The organism is Paenibacillus mellifer (genome assembly GCF_023195895.1).
GTDB lineage: Bacteria > Bacillota > Bacilli > Paenibacillales > Paenibacillaceae > Fontibacillus > Fontibacillus mellifer.
Map to the genome: position 1 here is coordinate 156642 of NZ_JALPRK010000006.1, position 20923 is coordinate 177564.

The window sequence follows — 20923 nt, forward strand, 5'->3', positions numbered from 1 at the left end:
AGAATCGGCGATTTTACATTATTTTTACAACCAGGAAATAATCTGCAATTTTATAATAAATATGATGAGAGGGTAGTCCAATGAATAGGTGAATGGGGAGGAATCGATGACTTATGGGTAAAGGCAAAGCGAACGCATGGCGCAACAAATGGCTGGGTCTCTTATTGACCGGTGCAATCGTCGTAACCGGTTTGCCGGGATGGGCACCTCAGGCGGCAGCGCAGTCTGCCGATCCGTCAATAGCGACGGAAGTAACCGAAAGAACAATGGACGACGGTGTGGGTACGGAATCTGTCCCAACAACGGACAGCAGTGAAGCATCCCTGCAAGTTGCAGCCGAATCGCTTAGTGTTGCTGCAGCTATAGCGAAAGGGAACAGCGGCGAGGTTGTGGAAGTGTCCGGTATAATCGTTGGTCATGCGACGGGTTCACTTACTGCGGATTTCGAAGCTCCCTTCGGCAACGACTTCAACTTCCTGATGGCCGATACGGCCGGGGAACAGGATAAGGCCAAGCTCATTGACGTTCAGGTTCCTTCCGGCTTAAGAGCCGAGTTCGGCCTGCAAAGCCATCCCGATTTGATCGGGAAGAAGGTCGTCGTATCCGGTTCCCTTGCAGCGTATAACAATTTTCCCGGATTAAAAAGCGTATCGGCGATTTCATTATCCCAGGTACAACCGGAAGATCCCGGGGAAGACCCTGGGGAGGATCCAGGAGAGGATCCTGGTGAGGATCCAGGAGAGGACCCTGGCCAAGGGCCTGATCCGGGTGAAACTCCGCAGTTACCGGACGGTACCGGCAAGAAGGTGCTGTTTGACAATGCTCACGGCCAAACCGCCGGTGCGGCGGACTGGGTTATCGATGGCGGATTCTCGGATTTTGCCGAGGGACTGCGGGCGGCTGGTTTTACGGTAGAGTCGCTGGATCGCCCGAGTCCATACAACTTCGGGGAAACGGCGATTACCTATGGGGTTTTGCAACCTTATGATGTCTTCATTATTCCCGAAGCGAACGTTCCCTTCAAAGCAACTGAACAAGCGGCGTTGGTACAATACGTGGAAAATGGCGGAGCCGTCTTCTTCATCTCCGACCACTATAATGCCGACCGCAATAAGAACCGCTGGGACGCCTCAGAGGTGTTTAACGGCTATCGCCGTGGAGCTTATGAGAATCCAGCCAAGGGGATGACGGCCGAAGAGGCGAGTTCCCCGGCGATGCAGGGACTGAATAGCTCCGACTGGCTGGCCGAGAATTTTGGCATTCGGTTCCGTTATAACGCCTTGGGCGACGTCAATGCAGCGGATATCGTCAGCCCGTCGCAATCGTTTGGTATCACGGCCGGCGTAGAGGCCGTCGCCATGCATGCCGGGTCAACCGTGGCGATTCTTGATCCGCAGAAAGCCAAAGGGCTTGTCTATGTTCCAACCGGTGTTCCGGCCTGGGGCAACGCGGTTGACGAAGGAGTCTATGATGGTGGAGGCCGGGCGGAAGGTCCTTACGCCGCCATCTCCAAGCTGGGTCTCGGCAAAGCGGCCTTTATCGGCGATTCGTCGCCGGTAGAAGATGCAACGCCGAAATACGTGCGGGAAGAGAATGGCCAAAAGAAAACGACGTATGACGGGTTCAAGGAAGTCGACGACGGCTTGTTCCTGGTGCAAACCGTAAAATGGCTGGCGTACGACGAGAACTACACCTCCTTTGGCGAGGTACCGGGATTAACGCTGGACGTGCCGACGGTGGTGGGCGCTGACGAGGAACCAGCCGCCACAACGGAACCGCAGCCGGAGCCTTGGTCGCAGCCGGCCGCCGGATACAAATGGTATGATCCGACCACCTTTAAGCCGGGGTCATACGGTTCATCGCAAGCGCCGGAAACAGAGCCGGTATTTGCCTTCGTACATCAAGCGCAGCTGCCCAGTCAGCAGGAGTTCCAACTCCGTTTGACGGCCGACGGTTTGACACCGGGCCAGACGGAGTCTGATTTGCGCGTAGGCATCTACCTGGCCGGAGGGGAGCAGATCGCCCGGTTCAAGAATACCGATGGCAGCTGGTCGGATTACAACTACAGCCCGGCATTCTCCTTGACAGGCGATAACCGAGGGCATGCCTCCAAGGACTTGACCGTACAGCTGAAGCCGGGGGTGTCGGCTTCAAACGCCAATTTGCGTTTGAAGCAAGGCAGCGCGAACGAGATCACGAAGCAAGTTGAAATTGCGAACGTGGATGCCGAGCCGTTGCCAGGTGATCATCCGCCGGTGCCGGAGCTGATCACGATCGCTGAAGTTCGCGAGGCGGCGGAAGGGACGGTTGTGACGGCCCAGGGGGTGATTACCTCCGAGCCGGGTGTGTTTGGCGGCCAGGGTTTTTATTTACAGGACGAGACGGCTGGGGTTTATGTCTTTCAAACGGCAGCGGGTTACCATGCCGGAGATCTGGTCCGAATCAGCGCAACCCGAACGTTGTACAACGGTGAAGTGGAGCTGGAGAATCCGGTGCTGATCGAGAAGTTAGGCACGGCTCCGCTGCCGCAGCCGCTAGTCCAGGAGGCGGTGACAGAAGCCAATCAAGGGCAATTCATCACCTTAACGAACGTGGAGGTACAGGATGTTGTTGCTGCCACTCCAACCGGTTCCTTCGAGTTTAACGTTGTCCGGGAAGACGGGAGTTCGACGCGGGTACGCTTCGACGGGAGAACCGGTGTGACGATGGACGCTTTTACGGCGTTGTACCCTGCAGGCACGCGCGTGGATATCAGCGGAATCGCTTCGGTGTTCCGGGGAACATACCAACTGAAGCCGCTCGCCTTGGCCCATGTTGTGCCTAGGACGGTGGAAGCGGATCTAACCGCTCCGGTGACGGAAAGCAATATTACGGGGATTGAAGGAGCGGACGTTTATAACCAAACGGAAGTCACTGTAGCTTTTTATGCAGAGGATGAAGGGGGCAGTGGACTGGATCGTACCGAGTACCGGGTGAATGGCGGGGAGTGGACTTCCTATGCGGATCCGCTGGTACTGTCGGCCGACGGCAAGTACACCATCGAATACCGCTCCGTGGATCAGGCGGGGAACGAGGAAGCCTCCAAGTCGCTGCATATCAATGTAGATCGCCAGGCACCCGAAGTGACCTTCTCCGGAGACAGCCAAGTCCTGCAGGTTGCTTCGAACGTTCCGTTCTCCATTGCCGTTCATGACGCAGTCAGCGGTCCGAAATCTGCGGCTTACCGACTTGACGATCGCAGCATTGCGGGGGTCGCGGAAATCGTCCCGTTCTCCCTGGCGGTTGGCACGCACAAGCTGACGGTCCAAGCAACGGATGCGGCGGGACATACCGCTACGGTAGAGTTTACGTTCAAGGTTACAATCGACATAGCCCATCTGGACGAACTGGTGGATTTGGGACAGAAGAACGGCTATTTCAAAACCAAAGGCACGGCCACCAGCCTACAAGCTCAAATCACCTCTCTGCAAAAAGCCAAAACCCCGCTGGAGCGTGATATCAAGCTGAAAGCATTGAAGTTGACTATCAGCGTCCAAAGCGGCTTGACCATCAAGGAAAGCTTCGCCAAGTTGATGCTGAAGGATTTGGAGGTTATCGGGGGGAAGGCGGCGTAACCTTCGCAGCAGAGTTTAATGCTATAAATGCTTCAAGAAGAGCGCGAGCTTGGGGATCAGCGGATCTCTGGGACTCGCGCTTTTTTCAAACGAATAAGCTTATACCAACGTTGTGCAAACGATTGACCTGTTTCCGGTGCCAATGATATAATCCAGCACATACCGACTAGTAAACGTTTAACCTTCGGAATGATGTGAGCGCTTTTTTGACGCTGAAATTTAATGTCATGAAGAGCGGAGGTCGAAGGAACAATAGGGACTTGGAGCGACCTGAGACGGCAGGATGAGAAATCCCGAAGGGGCAAGTACGAAATGATCGAAAGGAAGTAAGTTGGATGGAGATTTCAAATTGTACAGTTTCTCATAAGAAGAATGAAGCGGCAAACAACCGGGCTTATGTCCTGGGACGCAATGCCTGGCGGACGATCGAGGAAGGGAACGAACGGGAGTGGCTGATCGGTAACGGCATCGGCGGGTATGCCAATCATGCCGTGCCGGGTGGCGGCTATCGGATGTCGCATGGTTATTTGGTGGCTTCGGCGAAAGCGCCGGTGAACCGGATGCTGGTGTTTACGCGTTCTCAGGAGCAGGTGGACATCGGTGACCGCAGCTACGACCTGACTTCGCAACAATACATCAACTGGCAAAAAAACGGCCAACGCCATCTGCGGCGCTTCAAGCTGGATACTGTGCCGGAATACGACTACCAGGTCGAAGACGTACGAATCGTCAAAACGATTGCGATGGAATACGGCCACAATACGGTCGCGGTATGTTATGACATCACCGGGGGCAAGGAACCGGCGCGGATCAAGCTGGTTCCGCTGTTTAATTACCGTTCGCCCGGGGATGTGTCCGAGAAAGGGAATTTACGCTTCGAGAAACAGCTGAAGGGCCGGTTGCTGCAATTGGTTCCCGAACAGGATCCGGGAGTGACGATTTCGTTCCTCGCTTCGGAAGGGGAATTCCTGGACCGATCAACGCTTCCCGTCACAATGGCGACGCCCAATTACGTAATCGAAGAAGGGCATTATTATCCGTTTGAGAACCGGAACGGTTTTCTGGGCATCGACAATCACTATACGCCATATGAGATACAGATCACCATTGAGCCTTATGAGCGCAAGAGAGTATATCTCAAATGCTCCACGGAACCATTGGCGCTGGACGGGAAGGATGGTTTTACGATCGTGCGGGAATACCGCGAACGGATGGAGCAGCTTGTACAGACGGCCGGTTACGGCGATCGGCTGGCTGACCGCCTGGTGGAGGCAGCGGATCATTTTATCGTGGATCGGGAGTCTACGGGACTGAAGACGGTTCTGGCAGGGTATCCCTGGTTCACCGATTGGGGCCGGGATACGATGATTGCGTTTCAAGGGGTAGCGCTGGCGACTAAACGATTCGCGGAGGCCCGCGAAATTTTGGAGTCTTTTGCCCAATACGTGCGGCGCGGGCTGATCCCCAACATGTTCCCCGACGACGGTCAGGAGCCGCTCTACAACACGGTTGACGCCTCCCTATGGTATGTTCACTCCGTCTATGAATATTTGAAACATACCGGTGGGGAAGATGATTACAGGTTCATTCGAGACAAAATTTATCCGAAGCTGAAGGATATCATCGATGCGTACCGGGACGGCACGGACTTTTCGATTGGGATGGATGAGGACGGGTTGATTCATGCCGGCGGGGGATTGGATCAGGTTACCTGGATGGACGTGCGGGTTGGCGAATGGGTAGTCACGCCGCGGCATGGTAAACCGGTGGAGATTAATGCGCTCTGGTACAATGCACTGCGGATCATGGCACAGCTGGCGGAACGTTTTGGGGAAAAGCTGCCATATGATGAATTAGCACAGAAAGTGCGGGAATCGTTCTGCCGCCGGTTCTGGAACGAGGCGGATCAATGCCTGTACGATGTGGTGGACGTGCCGCAGGACGGCGGCGGACTGGAAGATGACCCTTCGATTCGGCCCAACCAGATTTGGGCGGTCTCGCTGCCGTTTACGATGCTGCCTCCGGAACAGGAGAAGGCGGTTGTGGGGACAGTGTATCAGCATCTGTACACGCCGTATGGACTTCGGTCGTTGTCCGATCGGGACCCCCGGTTCCAGCCTCGCTACATCGGCAAGCTGATCGATCGGGACGGTGCTTATCATATGGGAACGACGTGGGCGTTTCCGATTGGCGGGTTCATCACGGCCTATTGCAAAGTGAATGACTACAGCCGGGAGGCCGTATGGACGGCGAAGGAGATGTGCAGCGTGTTTGAGGATCATATGTTTGACGGCGGACTTGGCGGCATTGCCGAGATTTTTGACGGGGAATTTGCCTGTACCGGGCGAGGTTGCTTTACGCAGGCTTGGAGTGTGGGCGAAATCCTTCGCGCTTATACGGAAGACGTGCTGCCGAATTTGACGGGATGGGAGTGAAGGGACGTGTCGGTACAACAAGAATACCAGGGCACCATCGATTACGGTGATTTGGCGGTTACCGAGGGAATCTCGGTGTTTGACGCCGAGTTTGATGAGAAGTTTAGGTATGAGGGAGATGATCTGGGGGCGGTTTATTCGCCGGAGCAAACCCGGTTCCGCTTATGGGCGCCAACCGCTTCTGAGGCGAAGGTCGTTCTATATGAAAGCTGGGACGGCACGCCGGTGAATGAGCTGCCGATGCAGCGGGATGTGCAGGGAACCTGGACGCTAACGGTAGCAGAGGATTGCCGAGGTTTATTCTATACGTATCGCGTCAAGGTTGGCGAGCTATGGAATGAGGCAGTCGACCCTTACGCGAAGGCAGTGGGCGTGAACGGGGATAAGGCGGCGATTCTCGACTTACGAAGCACAGATCCGCACGGATGGGAGCAGGATGCGAAGCCGCCGCTCGAATCGCCCGTGGACGCTGTGATTTATGAGCTGCATCTTCGTGATCTGTCGATTCACCCTAGCAGCGGCATCCGCGAGAAGAGCAAGTTCTTGGGCCTGGCGGAGGAAGGAACCCGGGGGCCGGGCGGGATTCCGACGGGCCTCAATCATATCGCCGGGCTGGGTGTGACGCATGTGCAGTTGCTGCCGATTTTTGATTACTCCCGAGAGAGTGTGGATGAGAGCCGTCTGGATGCCCCCCATTACAACTGGGGGTATGATCCGCTGAACTATAATGTGCCGGAAGGCTCCTACGCCACGGATCCTTATGATCCGGCGGCTCGGATTGCCGAACTGAAGCAACTCGTCCAGACGCTGCATGCTCGCGGGCTTCGGGTGATTATGGACGTGGTGTATAACCATGTGTACGATGGGTACTTAATCCACTTCACCAAGCTCGTGCCGGGGTATTACTTGCGGTATAAGTCGGATGGGACGTTCTCGGACGGGGCATTTTGCGGGAATGAGTGCGCCTCGGAACGCCTGATGATGACGAAATATATCGTTGATTCGATCTTGTATTGGGTCCGCGAATACCATATCGACGGCTTCCGCTTTGATCTGATGGGGCTCATTGATACGGAGACGATGAATGAAATTCGCCGCCAACTGGACGAAATCGACCCTTCGATCCTGACGATCGGCGAAGGCTGGATCATGGAGACGGTGCTTCCTAAGGAGCGCCGAGCCAACCAGAATAACGCCGGGAAGGTGCCGGGCATCGGCATGTTTAATGATGGGTTGCGGGATGCGGTGAAGGGGGATATTTTCATCTTTGACCGCAAAGGGTTCATCAGCGGCGGCGATGGGTTTGAGGATGGCGTGATGCGCGGCGTAGCCGGGGGCATTGACTATGACGGGGTGGAGCTTCGGCAGTTTGCCGTTGAGCCGATTCAGTCGGTGAACTTCGTGGAGTGCCATGATAACCATACGTTATGGGACAAAATCGAGCTGTCCACGCCGAGCGCTTCGGACGACGAACGCCGGGCCATGCATCGGCTCGCCTCGGCGATCGTGCTGACGAGCCAAGGCATTCCGTTCCTCCACGCGGGGCAGGAATTCCTGCGCACGAAGGGCGGCGTGGAGAACAGCTACAAATCGCCAATCGAGACCAACTGGCTCGATTGGGAGCGCTGCGCTGCGCATCAGGACGACGTGTTCTATCTGCGCAGCCTGGTCTCCTTGCGCCATGCGCATCCCGCGTTCCGCCTCCGGACGGCGGACGAGATTCGCGCGCATCTGCGCTTTGAGGCAGCGCCGTCCCACGCGGTGGCGTACACGCTGCGCGACCACGCCGGTGGCGACCCGGATCGCCACCTGTACGTGCTCTACAACGCGAACCCCGGCGCGTTGTCGCTGGTGTTGCCCGCCCTCGGACCGTGGGAGGTCCGGTTCGGCGGCGAGCTTGTGCTCGCGCTGCAAGCAGGCGCGAGCGGGGGCTCTGCAGCGGCCGCAGGCGCTGCAGCAGGCGGGCCTCCAGCCGGGGCACGGCTGGAGGTTCGCGGGGTCGGCGTCGTGGTACTCGCCGTCCCAGGGCCTTCGCGGAAATAAGGGGAATAAATCCCCTTATTTCCGCGATAGCGCCGCTTTTGAACAAAATAGCGACATATTATGGCCTTATTTCTCCGCAGGAGCCCCCAAATGGGCGGTTTTGCCCCTGCCGGACCGAAATAAGGCCATTTTTTACCGCTATTTCGCCGCACGCAATAAACAGCCCCCAACGGCCAGGCCGATGGGGGCTGTTACAATCGTTTAGCTTAGCGCCGAAGGCTCCAGGCGCTGTGCTTGCACTTGGCTCTTGGCCGCGACCGTGTAGCTTTGGTCATAGATGCGAATGGCCGCCGGTGCATCCGACTCGTTCGTTACGATGATGCTGTCCGCGGTGGCGTTCACTTGCAGCAGGGAACCGCGGAACATCACCTTGAACGAGAACGACGTCCAGTGGGACGGGATGAACGGACGCAACACCAGCTCGCCTTCACGGACGCGCAGGCCGCCGAAGCCTTGCACGATCGCCATCCACGTGCCGGCCATACTGGTCGTATGGCAGCCGTCTTCCGTGTCGTTGTTGTAGTTGTCGAGGTCGAGGCGCGCGGTGCGCAGGTACATCTCGTACGCCTTCTCCTGATATCCAAGCTCGCAGGCGAGAATCGCGTGCACGCAAGGGGAGAGGGAGGACTCGTGAACGGTCATCGGCTCGTAGAAGTCGAAGTTGCGTTTCTTCGTGTCCAGGTCGTAACGGTCGCCGAGGAAGAATAAACCCTGCAGCACGTCAGCCTGCTTGATGAAGCACGAACGCAGGATTCGGTCCCAAGACCAGTTCTGGTTGATCGGCAGATGCTTCGGATCCAGATCCTTCACGGCGATCAGCTCTTTGTCGAGGAAGCCGTCCTGTTGCAGGAACACGCCGCGCTCTTCAGCGTAAGGGTAATACATATTGTCGATAATGTGCTGCCATTGCTTCGTTTCCGTCTCTTGAAGACCCAGCTTTTCGATCAGTGCCGTATAGTGTGCGGAATCCTGTGCTTTGACCTCGCCCAGTGCTTCCAGCGCGTATTCCATCGTCCAGACCGCGATCCGGTTCGTGTACCAGTTGTTGTTGACGTTGTTCTCGTATTCGTTAGGTCCGGTGACGCCGAGCATGACGTATTTACCCTTCGCTTGCGAGAAGTTCACGCGTTGCTCCCAGAAGCGGGAGATTTCCACAAGCACCTCGAGGCCATATTCGCCCAGGTAAGCTTTATCGCCTGTATAATTAACGTAGTTAAAAATAGCGTAAGCGATCGCCCCGTTCCGATGGATCTCCTCGAACGTGATTTCCCACTCGTTGTGGCATTCCTCACCGTTCATCGTCACCATCGGATACAGCGCGCCCTTCGTGAAACCAAGCTTGCGAGCGTTCTCCTTGGCTTTCTCCAAGTGTTTATAGCGATAGATCAGCAAGTTGCGGGCGATGTCGGACTCCGCCGTGCTGAGGTAGAACGGCAGGCAATATGCTTCCGTATCCCAGTAAGTGCTGCCGCCGTATTTTTCCCCGGTGAAGCCTTTTGGTCCGATGTTCAGACGGTCGTCTTCGCCGCTGTAGGTTTGATTCAATTGGAAAATATTAAAGCGGATCGCCTGCTGCGCCGATACGTCGCCGTCGATGATGATATCGCTCATTTCCCATTTCTTCGCCCAGGCTTCGGCTTGCTCTCGTTTGAGCGTATCGAAACCGGCTTGCTTCGCGGAGTTCAGCGCTTCCGTTCCGGCTTTCACCAGATCGCCCAACCCGTGGTCGCGAGAGGTCACATTGGCTACGTATTTGAACAGCGTAACCGTTTCGTTCGCAGATGCGTTAACCGCAACTTCGGCGGAAACGAATTTCTCTTGCTCGTGGAACGCGGGAGTCAGCTCCAGGCGTTTCCCGTCTTGCTCCACATCAAACGCCATGATCGACGTGACGTGGAAGTCGAGTTTCTTCGTTTTTACGGTCAGATAGGAGAGGTCGGCACCGGCAGATTTCTCTACCTCCAGCCAGAATTTCTCCTCATAGTTGGAGTCCTTGTTCTTCACATCGCCGTCGAGATAAGGGGCAAAGCGCAGCTCCCCATTGAAGTTCAGCGGCGTCACGGCATAACGGATCGCCCCGACTTCATGGCGTACGATGCTGACAAAACGTACGGCTTCCACCGACAGCTCTTTGCCGTCCATCATCACGGCAGTAAAACGGCGGGAGAGATATCCTTCCTTCATGTTCAGCTCACGGACGAAGTCCTTCACTTGGCATTCGGCCAAATCCAGCGCCACGCCGTCGACGAACACGCCAATGCCAATCCAGTTGGTGCTGTTCAGCACTTTGGCGAAGTATTCGGGATAGCCGTTTTTCCACCAGCCAACCCGCGTTTTGTCCGGATAATACACGCCGGCCATGTAGCTGCCTTGCAGGGAAGGACCGCTGTATTGCTCCTCAAAGTTTGCGCGCTGGCCCATAAATCCGTTGCCAATGCTGAAGATACTTTCAGATATTTCATGATTCGCCGGATCAAAGGATTCCTCCAGAATGGACCAAGGATCCACTTTTAAATACTGTTTCACTCTAACCGCTCCTTTAGTCTTTTCTAATAGATTATTTATGCAAAAAAAGAACGAGAGCTATTCGCCGCAAGCGGCTCGCGTTTTCTTACGATTGGCGAGTCGCGTTGCCCGAGGCTGTTCTACAGGCCTCTTTTGCTTATTCGGCGGCCAGCTGCTGCAGCAGGGCGACCGAAACGTCGCCCAGCGAAGCGACCACTCGGTTAGCCTCGCCGAGCGTATCCGGCGAACCGATGCCGATACAGCGCATGCCAGCACGGCGGGCCGCTTCAATTCCGGCCTCCGCGTCTTCGAACACGACGCAAGCTTCCGAGGGAACCCCCAGTTCCGAAGCGCCGAGCAGGAACACTTCAGGATCGGGTTTGGCGCTGGACGTACGCGTACCATCGATGATCGCATCGAAGTACGGCGTCAGGCCGGTGTTCTGCAAAATGATTGGCGCGTTCTTACTGGCCGATCCCAGTGCGGTTTTCAGTCCGTTCTCACGGCACTGCTGCAGGAACTCGAGCGCCCCTGGCAAAATTTCCGACGCATCCATACGGGAGATGTACTCGACGTACCAGTTGTTTTTGCGTTCGGCCAGCTCCTGCTTCACGTTGTCTTCCAACTGAAGGCCGCCAACACTTAGCAAAATATCCAGCGAAGCCATGCGGCTTACGCCTTTGAGCTTCTCATTATCCTGTTCCGTAAATTCAAAACCCAGTTCCTCCGCTAGCCGCTTCCAGGCCAGATAATGGTACTTTGCGGTATCGACGAGCACGCCGTCGAGGTCAAACAAACAAGCTTGAATGGGATTCATAACTAACCTCCTGTAAGGTCAATAATTAGCGCAAACGTTTGAACAAACGGTGAAAAATAAAGGAAGCCTCAGCTCCCGTTTATTTTCATCTACATGCCCATGCGTCCATTACGATTTCTTAGGGACCGAATACATGGACGAATCGCGAACGATCAGGCGGTGCGGAATGATCTGCCTCTTCGGATACACCTTGTCGCCGCTGTTTTGAACCGATTGAATCAACACCTGGGAAGCCGTGTAACCCAAGTTGTAAATGCCGATATCCATGCTGCTGAGCGGCGGTGTTGAAAGCTCTGACAGCGGAATATTGTTGAAGCTGACCAGGCACAAATCTTCAGGCACTTTAAATTTCAGTTCATGCAAGCCGCGAAGTACGCCAAAGGCTACAACATCGTCAATCATGACAAGGGCCGTCGGACGGTCCGGAAGATTCATGAAGAACGACATGGCCCGATAGCCGCTGTCCTGTAAAAACTCACCTTCGACAATCCATTCGGGCCGGCACTCCAAGCCTGAATCTTTGAGCGCATCCTGATAGCCCTTCAACCGGTCTTTGGAAACGACGAGCTCCGGCGGTCCGCTGACGAACCCGATTCGTTCATGTCCCAACGCGATCAAATGTTTCGTGGCGTCGTAGGACGCCTGGATATTATCATTATCCACCGTTAAAATATCAGGATATTCTTCGCTGCGTCCGATCAATACGAACGAGTGACCCCCTTCATGGAGAAAATCGATCACCGGATCGTTCTGCCGTGAATACAGCAAAATGACCCCATCCACCCGGCGTCCGTTCAAAAGTCTGGAGACGCTTTCGAGTTCTTCCTTCTCATTCGCTCCAGAGCTGATGAGCACATCATATCCCAGACGGCTGGCCTGGGTTACGATACCGCGGATCAGTTCCATGAAGAAGAAGTTGGAGAACAATTCCTCTGCGGACTTTGGCAGCATGATGCAGATACTGTTTGTCGTTTTGGAGACCAAGCTCTTGGCCATAATGTTTGGATGGTAGCCAAGTTGATCCATAATGAGCTTCACCTTGCGCGAGGTTTCCGCGCTGATTCTAGGGTGATTGGACAGCACCCGGGACACGGTAGAGGGCGATACTCCGGCCTTTTTGGCAACATCTTTAATGGTGACAGCCATAAAAAACCTCCTCTGTGGAACCGTTTGCTTTACACTGTAATCTTAATCGAAAGAAAAAGGAAAGTAAATAGAGAATCTGGGGATAAGTCGCATATTACCGCCTTATATCCGGGGACATTCCCTCGAAAATAGACATCAAAGGGAATAAATAACTATACAGATTGCGCAAACGATTTACCAACAAAAATACAGGCGATCGGCCTTATCTCAGAGGAAATAGGCCGGTCGCCATAAGGTGATTTTTTGAGTTCAGGTGAAAAAGGGTTCGCCTACGCCAGGGTCAGCACAGCATAACCATAAGCCGGAAGCTTAACAGCGAGCTTGCCATCGGAAGTCGAGTAGGTTTGGCTGCCGAAGGCATCGCGCCAAGACGAACCTGTCGCAGGAACCTCAATGGTCTGTCCGGCATCATAATTATTCAGCAGAACAAGCACTTTCTCTCCATTCAATACACGTTCGTAAGCCAGCTTCGAGCCTTCCTTCTCTGCGAGAAGGAATTTCAGGCTGCCGGTGCGAAGCGGAGCCAGCTCCTTGCGAACCGCGATAAGTTTCTGATAGAACGCGAACAAGTCGCGATCCTGACGTTTCGGATCCCATTCCATACACTTGCGGCAATCCGGATCCGCGCCGCCGTCCAGGCCCACTTCGTCCCCGTAGTAAATGCAAGGCGTTCCGCTGTATGTAAACTGGAACAGGGCCGCCAGCTTCATTTGGGCTTTGTTGTCCTTGCATAACGTCAGCAGACGAGGGGTGTCGTGGCTATCGAGCAGATTAAACGCCACTTCGCTTGCCTGCAGCGGATACCGGGACAACTGCTTGCCGATTGCATTTGCGAAGCCTTCGGCATCCAACGTACCGCGCACGACGAAATCAAGCACCGCTTCGGTGAACGGATAGTTCATTACGGCGTCGAATTGGTCGCCTTGCAGCCAGCCCGACGACTCATGCCAGATCTCCCCTAAGATGTAGGCCTCCGGGTTGGCGGCCTTCACTGTTTTGCGGAAATCACGCCAGAAGGCATGGTCCACTTCGTTGGCGACATCCAACCGCCAGCCATCGATCCCGATCTCCTTGATCCAAAATTCCGCGACTTTCAACAAGTATTCTTTGACTTCCGGATTCTCGGTGTTTAGCTTCGGCATCAGCGGTTCGAATGCAAACGTGTCGTAGGTTGGTACGCCATTCTTCACTTGCAGCGGATATTCACGCACGTAGAACCAGTCTTTGTAGCGGGACTTTTCGCCTTTTTCCATGACGTCGACGAACGGAGCAAACGTCTTGCCCGAGTGGTTAAATACGGCGTCGAACAGCACCTTGATCCCACGCTCGTGGCAGGCTTGAACCAGCTTCTTGATCGTAGCGATATCGCCAAAATGAGGGTCGATCTTCATATAGTCGGCGGTATCGTATTTATGGTTGGTTGTGGCCTCGAACAACGGGGTGAAATAGATGCCCGTAATTCCAAGTTCACTTAGATGGTCGAGATGATCGATCACGCCTTGCAGATCCCCGCCGAAGAAGTTATCGCGTTCTGGCTTGCCACCCCAAGGCAATACCCCCTTCGGATCATTGTTTGGATCCCCATTAGCGAAGCGCTCCGGGAAGATTTGATAGAAGATGGCGTCCTTCACCCAAGCCGGTGGTGTAAACACGTCGATTGGATTGATGAACGGGAATTCGAACAGCCGTTCCGGACCGGCAGGGCGTTCCTTTGTAAATTCGCTTTCCGTCATCCAGATTTGCTTGTCGCCGGATTTCAGCAGAAAGCCGTATCTCGTCCGGCGCAGCGGCGGCTGATACGAGCATTCCCAATAATCGAACATCTCATCGCTAATCATGAGGGTCATCGGAATCAACTCTTTGCTTTGATCCCACATGTATTTATCCCCAACAAAAGCGTAAACTTCGGTGAGATCGTTTTTCTTGGCCCGCAGGCGTAGATGGAGTGTCTTGTTGTCGTAAGCATAAGTCCAATTGAGTTTGGGACGGTGATACACCGCTTCGAGTAACATAGTAATTCCCTCCTAGAATCGTTAATGGATCGCTTCGTCCGCCAGATCCCGTACCGGGCCGGCTTGTTTCATAAGCAAAAAAAGCACATCCAAGCCGAGTAACGGGCCGAGGATGTACCTTTCGATAACAGCGCCTTCGAATTATTGAACCAAGCGGCAAAGCTAGTATTGCTCTCATTGATCCGGATTATAACACTGTTCAAACCATTGCACAAGATAGAAGGGGAGCTGTAATTATTTCGAGCGAGAGCAAGCGCTATTCGGGACGAGAAGTACCGATTAGAGCTTGATACATAGAGAAAAAACGCACAAACATGCCACATCTGCTAACGTATGGCAAACTCGTGAATAAGTAAAATATGCGAATTACGGAGTAAATAAAAGAAATGAAGAGATATGAAATGATTTACCCCTATTTAAGCTCTGTGCAAACGTTTTTACAAGTTCTGCGGCATGATGTATGATGTGTTACATGGATAAAGCGCTTTCGGGCGGGAAATACTAAACTATCGAGGCGAGAAAAGACAACTATCCAATAGTTTCAGGTATTTTCTGAAAACGTTTGCGCAAAAACGTCTATATCATATTTAGGAGGGGTTATTGTAATGAAGTTCAAAAAGGCATTGACCTTGGTAGCGGCGCTGTCCTTGGTTATTTCCATCACAGCTTGCGGATCAAGCAATAACGGCGGCAACAACGGAAGTGCGAACGCTCCGGCGAATCAAGCCGAAAACACTGGAAATACGGGAACCGGCAACAATGCTTCCGCAGACTCGATCGTTCCGGAAGATGGCGCGGAACTGGTCATTTGGGAAAGTAAAGAAGAGAAAGTATTTACAGACGAAATCGCCAAGCAATTTACTGAGAAATACGGCGTAAATGTAAAGATCGAAGAAGTAGCTCCTACCGATCAAATCGGTAAATTGACGCAAGACGGACCATCCGGCCTCGCCGCCGACGTTCTGATCGTGCCTCACGATCACTTGGGTAATGCAGCAACCTCCGGTCTGATTTTGCCAAACGATGCGTTTGCAGAAGAAACAACGAAAAACAATACGGAAGCCTCCATTCAAGGTGCTACCTATGACGGCTTGCTGTACGGTTACCCGAGAGCAGCGGAAACGATGGCTTTGTATTACAATAAATCGATCCTTCCAGAAGCACCTAAGGATTTCAAAGACGTTCTGGAATTTAGCAAAACGTTCACGGATAAATCCAAAAACAAATACGGGATTATGTGGGAAGTCGGCAACATGTACTTCAACTATCCGTTTATTGCCAGCAACGGCGGTTACCTGTTTGGCGACAACGGTACAAACCCGGACGACATCGGGTTGGCAAGTGAAGGTGCAATTGAAAGCTTGAAAGTGTTCCAAAGCTTGAAGGCAGCTCTTCCTATCAACAGCGGCGACATCAATCCGGACATCAAACGCAGCTTGTTTAACGAAGGCGACGTTGCAATGGACATCAACGGTCCTTGGGAGTTGGCAGGATACAAAGCGGCTCTCGGTGACAACTTGGGTCTGGCTCCGTATCCGACCATTAACGGTAAAACGGCGATCACGTTCTCTGGGATCAAAGTTTGGGTTGTTAACTCCTTTACGAAATATCCGAATGCAGCAAAATTGTTCGCAAACTTTGCTTCTTCGAAAGATGCTCAACTTCTATTGAACGAGAAAGTCGGCGCAGTTCCAACGAACCTTGAAGCGCTGGAAAGCGATCAAATCAAAAACGATCCTTACGTATCGGCTTTTGCTGAGCAAGCGAAAAACTCTCAGCCAATGCCTTCCATTCCGGAAATGTCTAACGTTTGGTCTCCTGTAAACGCAGCGTTCCCGGAAATCTGGAATAATAATGCGGATCCGAAACAAGCTATGGAAAGTGCAATCAAGCAAATTAAAGATTTGAACAGCGGGGCAGCTGAGTAAGTCAGAACTTACTTTCACCCAGTGAGGAAAGGTTGAGCCCGCCGCTTATAGCGGCGGGTCATCCTTAATTTCCCAAGGGAGAGGAGAAGGAAGGGAAATGGACCGACACCAACACCGGGATCGGGCGACGATTTTGTCGATACTGTGCATGGGTCTTGGACAACTATATAATCGGCAATATATCAAAGGGTTGCTCCTCGTCCTATTTGAAGCTTTTAGCGTTATTTATTTCATTGGAAACTTAGGATATGCAGTTTGGGGAATCGTCACGCTTGGGGAAACACCAAGAACCGGGGCGAATATGAACGGGGATTGGGATCACTCCATTTTCATCATGATTCAAAGTTTGATTACGCTGCTGTTTGTGGCGATTTTTATTCTCGTGTATGTCATGAACGTTCGGGATGCCCGCAAAATCGGGTTGGAACGCGAGAATGGCAAGAAACCGAATAACTTTAAGCAATCGGTACGTTATGTATTGGACTATAAATTTGCGGTCGCATTTTTGAGTATTCCTGCTGTCGGTATTTTATTCTTTACCGTCATGCCGATCATTTTCATGATCCTTCTAGCGTTCACCAACTATTCGGCGCCGAAGCACATTCCGCCGGCCATGCTGGTCGATTGGGTGGGATTCGGAACGTTTAAGAATCTGGTAGCGCTCAAAACCTGGAGCCATACCTTCTACGGTGTTTTGACCTGGACGATTATCTGGGCGATTTTGTCAACGGTAACGACTTATTTTGGCGGGTTGCTTGTGGCCTTGCTTATCAATCAGAGGGGCATTCGCTTTAAGGGGTTATGGAGAACGATTTTAATTCTTCCTTACGCCATTCCGCAGCTGATTTCGCTGCTTGTCATGAGAAATATGTTTAACGGCCAATTTGGCCCGATTAACCAATATCTCGGCTATTTCGGGTTAGGCGGGTTACCGTGGCTGACCGATCCGTTCTGGGCGAAAGTGACGGTTATCGTCGTTAATATGTGGGTGGGGATTCCGGTCTCCATGTTGTTGATCCTGGGTGTACTGACCACGATTCCGAAGGATCTGTACGAAGCGGCTGAAGTGGACGGAGCTACCGGATATCAGAAGTTCAGAATCGTGACGCTGCCGATGATCCTGTTCACAACCGCGCCAACACTCATTACTCAGTTTGCCGGTAATATCAACAACTTTAACGCCATCTTCCTGTTGACGGGCGGCGATCCGGTTAAAGGCGATTATCAGTATGCCGGGGCCACCGACCTTCTGGTAACATGGCTCTACAAACTGACGCTGAACCAAAACAAATACAACATGGCCTCTGCTATCGGGATCATTATTTTCATCATTATCGCTTCGTTCTCGATTTATAACTACCGCAGAACCAAGTCGTTTAAAGAGGAGGATATGATCCAATGAGCGGACGGAAAATACGAAACGCGATTCGCCTAGGCGCCAGTTATATTGTGCTGGTTATGCTGAGCATTGCCGCCGTTTACCCGGTGCTATGGGTCGTCTTCGGTTCTTTGCGGCCGGGTAAATCGCTGTATAGCAAAACATTGATCCCGGAGAAGTTTACGCTTGACCATTATACCGAACTGTTCACGTCGAAAACTTATTTGTTCGGTACCTGGTACTTGAATACGCTGAAAATCGCCGTATTCTCCATGCTCCTGGGCGTGCTGCTGACGTTGCTCACCAGCTATGCGTTATCCCGGTTCCGGTTCCGTGGGCGCAAAACGGCGTTATCCGGCATGCTTGTTCTGGGGATGTTCCCGGGCTTCATGAGCATGATCGCCATTTACCTGCTACTGCGGGAACTACAGTTGCTCGATACGCATATTGCCCTGATTATCGTGTATGCAGCGGGGGCGCCACTCGGGGGGACGTTTATCGCCAAGGGCTTCCTCGATACGATCCCGCGATCGCTGGATGAGGCGGCGCGAATTGACGGCGCCAGCAACTTCTTGATTTTCCGGCGAATCATTCTCCCGCTGTCTAGACCCATGCTGACGTACATGGCGTTGACCCAGTTTGTGGGTCCATGGGTTGACTTCATCTTTGCCCGGCTCGTATTGCGGACGAAGGAGAATTGGACGTTGGCAGTCGGCATGTGGGATATGGTCAGCAGTAACCAAAATAGTAACTTTACCTTGTTTGCCGCAGGAGCGGTTCTGATCGCACTGCCGATCACGATCCTGTTCATGTTCCTGCAGCGGTTGCTTGTTGACGGCTTAACTTCGGGCGCCAGCAAGGGATAAAGCTTTAGGGATGCAAGACATCTGGGTATAGCCACAGTCATGGGCTATACCCTTTCTTTTATACATAATGAAAAAGGGGATGCGGGTATGAAGAAGCTTCGCGGTCAGTGGCGTTGGAATTCCGTGGGCTTTAAGTTGTTTGTGATTGTATTTGCTGCTGTTGTCGTGTTGTCAGGAGTACTTGGATTCAGCTCCTACCGGGCGTCGCGGGAGATTATCCGTGAGCAGGTGGCGTCGGCTTCCGCCCAGGCGGTGGAGCAGGCGGCGGACAAGCTTGATTTCCTGCTTGACCAGTATGAGGCGTCCTCGCGGCAGTTAGCCGTCGATCAGACGTTGCGGAGCGATTTGGAGACGGTCAACCAACCGGGGATCGGGACGGTCGCCAAAACGCAAGCCGAAGATCGAATTCGCAAGAAGCTCGATGCGTTGAAGGGGGCAGACGAACGCCTTCAAGGGGTGCGTTTGGTCACCAAAGGCCTGGAAGACGTGAAATCGTATAAGTCATCGGGAGTCAGCTCGGTTCGTACGGACGAAGTGGTGCAAGGCCGGGTGAAATCGGTGCTGGAAGCTGAAGGCGAACCTGTATGGTTCCCGGCGCTGCAGAAGGGGTTCTTTGACGCCTACACCGAACCGACGGTTACGATGGCGCGATTGCTGCGGAACATGAATCATCCGGAGGCGGAGTACGTCCTGCTGTTTGAGATTAAAGCGCAGGCGTTGGGGGACATTCTGGGCAATCTGCAAATCGGAAAGACCGGACAGGTTCGGGTGCTTACTGCGGATAACCGCATTGTCCATGCAGCGGATCAAGCCCTGCTGGAGACGGAATCCGTGATCAAGGTAGATCCGAAACGGGCAGAATCAGGGAAGAGTTCGTTCCAGGCCGCCGACGAGCAAGGGGTTCAGCAGCTGGTTGTGTATAGACCCTTGCAAACCGTAGACTGGCGTATTGTCGGGTACGCTCCGGAGAGCGATTTTCTGAGCGCGGCCGATCGGCTGCTGGTGGTGATGGGATTTGTTTTATTGGGTGCCGTGGTGGTTGCGGCGCTGATCGGATACTTGCTGGTGCGCATGGTCGGCCGGCCTTTGGAGAAGCTCTGCCGGTTGATGGAGGAAGGCGAACGCGGGAATTTGCAGGTTCGCACCCATTTCAAGGGGCGAGATGAAATCGGACGGTTGGGCCACAGCTTTAACCGGATGCTGGAGCAAATTTCTCGGCTGGTGAATCAAACAAACGTGTCTGCAGTGGAATTGCTGACGACGGCAGAGAATCTGACGAGAGCCTCGCGCGAGACTTCGCAAACCGCTGCTGAAATTGCGCAAGCGACGGGAGAAATTGCAGCCGGGGCGGAGAGTCTTGCTGCAGAAGCGGAGAAGGGAACCGAGACGGCAGAGCGGATCGGCGATCAAATGGGCCGCGTAGCTCAGCTTAACACGGCGATGGACGAATCGGCAGGCCGCGTCATCGACGTGAGCCAACGAGGGGAAGCGTACATGGAGCAACTGGTGGAGAAAACCGAATCGGTGGCGCGTATGACGGCCTTGTTGGAGGAAAATTCGGACAAGCTGAGCCGGAGCACACACTCGATTCGGTCGATCCTCGCCCCGATGGTGGAGATGACGAAGCAGACGAATATATTGTCCCTTAACGCTTCGATCGAAGCGTCCCGGGCGGGAACTGCCGGCAAAGGGTTTATGGTCATCGCCGGAGAAATTCGGGAGTTGGCCGCGGCTTCGGGGGAATCGATCCAAACCGTATCGGCGATCACCGAGGAGATCCAGGAGGCGATCGGACAAACCGTCGAGGTGCTCACGGGCATTTCCCCGCTGTTTGCCGCGCAAACGGAAGCCGTGAAAGAGGCGGCGGGTATCTTCCAGAACGTTAAGGGGGAGATGGAGCGTTTTGTAACGGAGATTCGGAGTTCGTCCGCCTCCGTACAGGAGCTGCTGCATTCGCAATCGATCCTGAATGACTTTGTGGATACGGTCAGTTCTGTTGTGGAACAAACGAATGCCTCCACTGAGGAGGTTGCTTCCATGTCACAGGAACAGCATCGGGTCAGTGCCGGATTGGTTGATCTGTCGGCGCGGCTGGAGGAGCTGGCGGCGCAGCTGCAGCGGTCGCTAAGTGCGTTTCAGGTGGAGAGCGCGGGGAGCCACTGACAATTTCGTTTATAAC

At 53.6% G+C, this 20923-nt stretch carries 11 protein-coding genes; 7 read left to right on the forward strand and 4 right to left on the reverse strand.

Going from position 1 to position 20923, the window contains the following annotated elements:
* The first annotated feature begins 113 nt into the window (after positions 1 to 113).
* The 3 genes from M0651_RS09090 to pulA all read left to right on the forward strand — a co-directional run bounded on the left by M0651_RS09090 (position 114) and on the right by pulA (position 8092).
* Complete coding sequence (locus tag M0651_RS09090) at positions 114 to 3614, forward strand: DUF6359 domain-containing protein (RefSeq protein WP_372490918.1); 3501 nt, start codon at positions 114 to 116, stop codon at positions 3612 to 3614.
* Positions 3615 to 3949: 335 nt separating this feature from the next.
* The gene (locus M0651_RS09095) at positions 3950 to 6049 is read left to right on the forward strand and encodes an amylo-alpha-1,6-glucosidase (RefSeq protein WP_248551526.1); all 2100 of its coding nucleotides are present in this window, start codon (positions 3950 to 3952) and stop codon (positions 6047 to 6049) included.
* A 6-nt stretch (positions 6050 to 6055) separates the two neighbouring features.
* The gene (pulA, locus tag M0651_RS09100; protein ID WP_248551527.1) at positions 6056 to 8092 is read left to right on the forward strand and encodes a type I pullulanase; all 2037 of its coding nucleotides are present in this window, start codon (positions 6056 to 6058) and stop codon (positions 8090 to 8092) included.
* A gap of 201 nt (positions 8093 to 8293) precedes the next feature.
* Here pulA and M0651_RS09105 read toward each other — a convergent pair whose 3' ends face one another.
* From M0651_RS09105 to M0651_RS09120, 4 genes are all read right to left on the reverse strand, one after another.
* Positions 8294 to 10618 (reverse strand): glycoside hydrolase family 65 protein, encoded by a 2325-nt coding sequence (locus M0651_RS09105; protein WP_248551528.1) that lies wholly within the window; start codon positions 10616 to 10618, stop codon positions 8294 to 8296.
* Positions 10619 to 10754: 136 nt separating this feature from the next.
* Positions 10755 to 11414, reverse strand: a complete 660-nt coding sequence (gene pgmB, locus M0651_RS09110; RefSeq protein ID WP_248551529.1) for a beta-phosphoglucomutase — start codon at positions 11412 to 11414, stop codon at positions 10755 to 10757.
* Positions 11415 to 11522: 108 nt separating this feature from the next.
* Positions 11523 to 12560 carry a LacI family DNA-binding transcriptional regulator gene (locus M0651_RS09115; RefSeq protein WP_248551530.1) on the reverse strand — a complete coding sequence of 346 codons (1038 nt, stop codon included), beginning with the start codon at positions 12558 to 12560 and terminating at the stop codon, positions 11523 to 11525.
* Between the two features lie 269 nt (positions 12561 to 12829).
* Entirely contained in the window at positions 12830 to 14572 is a 1743-nt protein-coding gene (locus M0651_RS09120) for an alpha-glycosidase (RefSeq protein WP_248551532.1), read from the reverse strand.
* 605 nt (positions 14573 to 15177) lie between these two features.
* On the opposite strand from M0651_RS09120, the gene M0651_RS09125 reads away from it, so the two are divergent.
* The 4 genes from M0651_RS09125 (at position 15178) to M0651_RS09140 (ending at position 20907) form a co-directional block, all read left to right on the forward strand.
* Entirely contained in the window at positions 15178 to 16500 is a 1323-nt protein-coding gene (locus M0651_RS09125) for a sugar ABC transporter substrate-binding protein (protein WP_248551533.1), read from the forward strand.
* A gap of 97 nt (positions 16501 to 16597) precedes the next feature.
* The gene (locus M0651_RS09130) at positions 16598 to 17902 is read left to right on the forward strand and encodes a carbohydrate ABC transporter permease (RefSeq protein WP_248551534.1); all 1305 of its coding nucleotides are present in this window, start codon (positions 16598 to 16600) and stop codon (positions 17900 to 17902) included.
* Positions 17899 to 18744 carry a sugar ABC transporter permease gene (locus M0651_RS09135; RefSeq protein ID WP_248551535.1) on the forward strand — a complete coding sequence of 282 codons (846 nt, stop codon included), beginning with the start codon at positions 17899 to 17901 and terminating at the stop codon, positions 18742 to 18744. The genes M0651_RS09130 and M0651_RS09135 overlap by 4 nt, the downstream gene beginning before the upstream one ends.
* A gap of 87 nt (positions 18745 to 18831) precedes the next feature.
* Positions 18832 to 20907: a methyl-accepting chemotaxis protein gene (locus M0651_RS09140; RefSeq protein ID WP_248551536.1), complete on the forward strand. Its 2076-nt coding sequence runs from the start codon at positions 18832 to 18834 to the stop codon at positions 20905 to 20907.
* Positions 20908 to 20923 lie beyond the last annotated feature (16 nt).

What these genes read in the sequence shown, in the direction of transcription:
- M0651_RS09090 (WP_372490918.1), top strand. Translation starts at nt 114, where the DNA reads ATGGGTAAAGGCAAAGCGAACGCATGGCGCAACAAATGGCTGGGTCTC.
- M0651_RS09095 (WP_248551526.1), top strand. Translation starts at nt 3,950, where the DNA reads ATGGAGATTTCAAATTGTACAGTTTCTCATAAGAAGAATGAAGCGGCA.
- pgmB (WP_248551529.1), bottom strand. Translation starts at nt 11,414, where the DNA reads ATGAATCCCATTCAAGCTTGTTTGTTTGACCTCGACGGCGTGCTCGTC.
- M0651_RS09115 (WP_248551530.1), bottom strand. Translation starts at nt 12,560, where the DNA reads ATGGCTGTCACCATTAAAGATGTTGCCAAAAAGGCCGGAGTATCGCCC.
- M0651_RS09120 (WP_248551532.1), bottom strand. Translation starts at nt 14,572, where the DNA reads ATGTTACTCGAAGCGGTGTATCACCGTCCCAAACTCAATTGGACTTAT.
- M0651_RS09125 (WP_248551533.1), top strand. Translation starts at nt 15,178, where the DNA reads ATGAAGTTCAAAAAGGCATTGACCTTGGTAGCGGCGCTGTCCTTGGTT.
- M0651_RS09130 (WP_248551534.1), top strand. Translation starts at nt 16,598, where the DNA reads ATGGACCGACACCAACACCGGGATCGGGCGACGATTTTGTCGATACTG.
- M0651_RS09135 (WP_248551535.1), top strand. Translation starts at nt 17,899, where the DNA reads ATGAGCGGACGGAAAATACGAAACGCGATTCGCCTAGGCGCCAGTTAT.
- M0651_RS09140 (WP_248551536.1), top strand. Translation starts at nt 18,832, where the DNA reads ATGAAGAAGCTTCGCGGTCAGTGGCGTTGGAATTCCGTGGGCTTTAAG.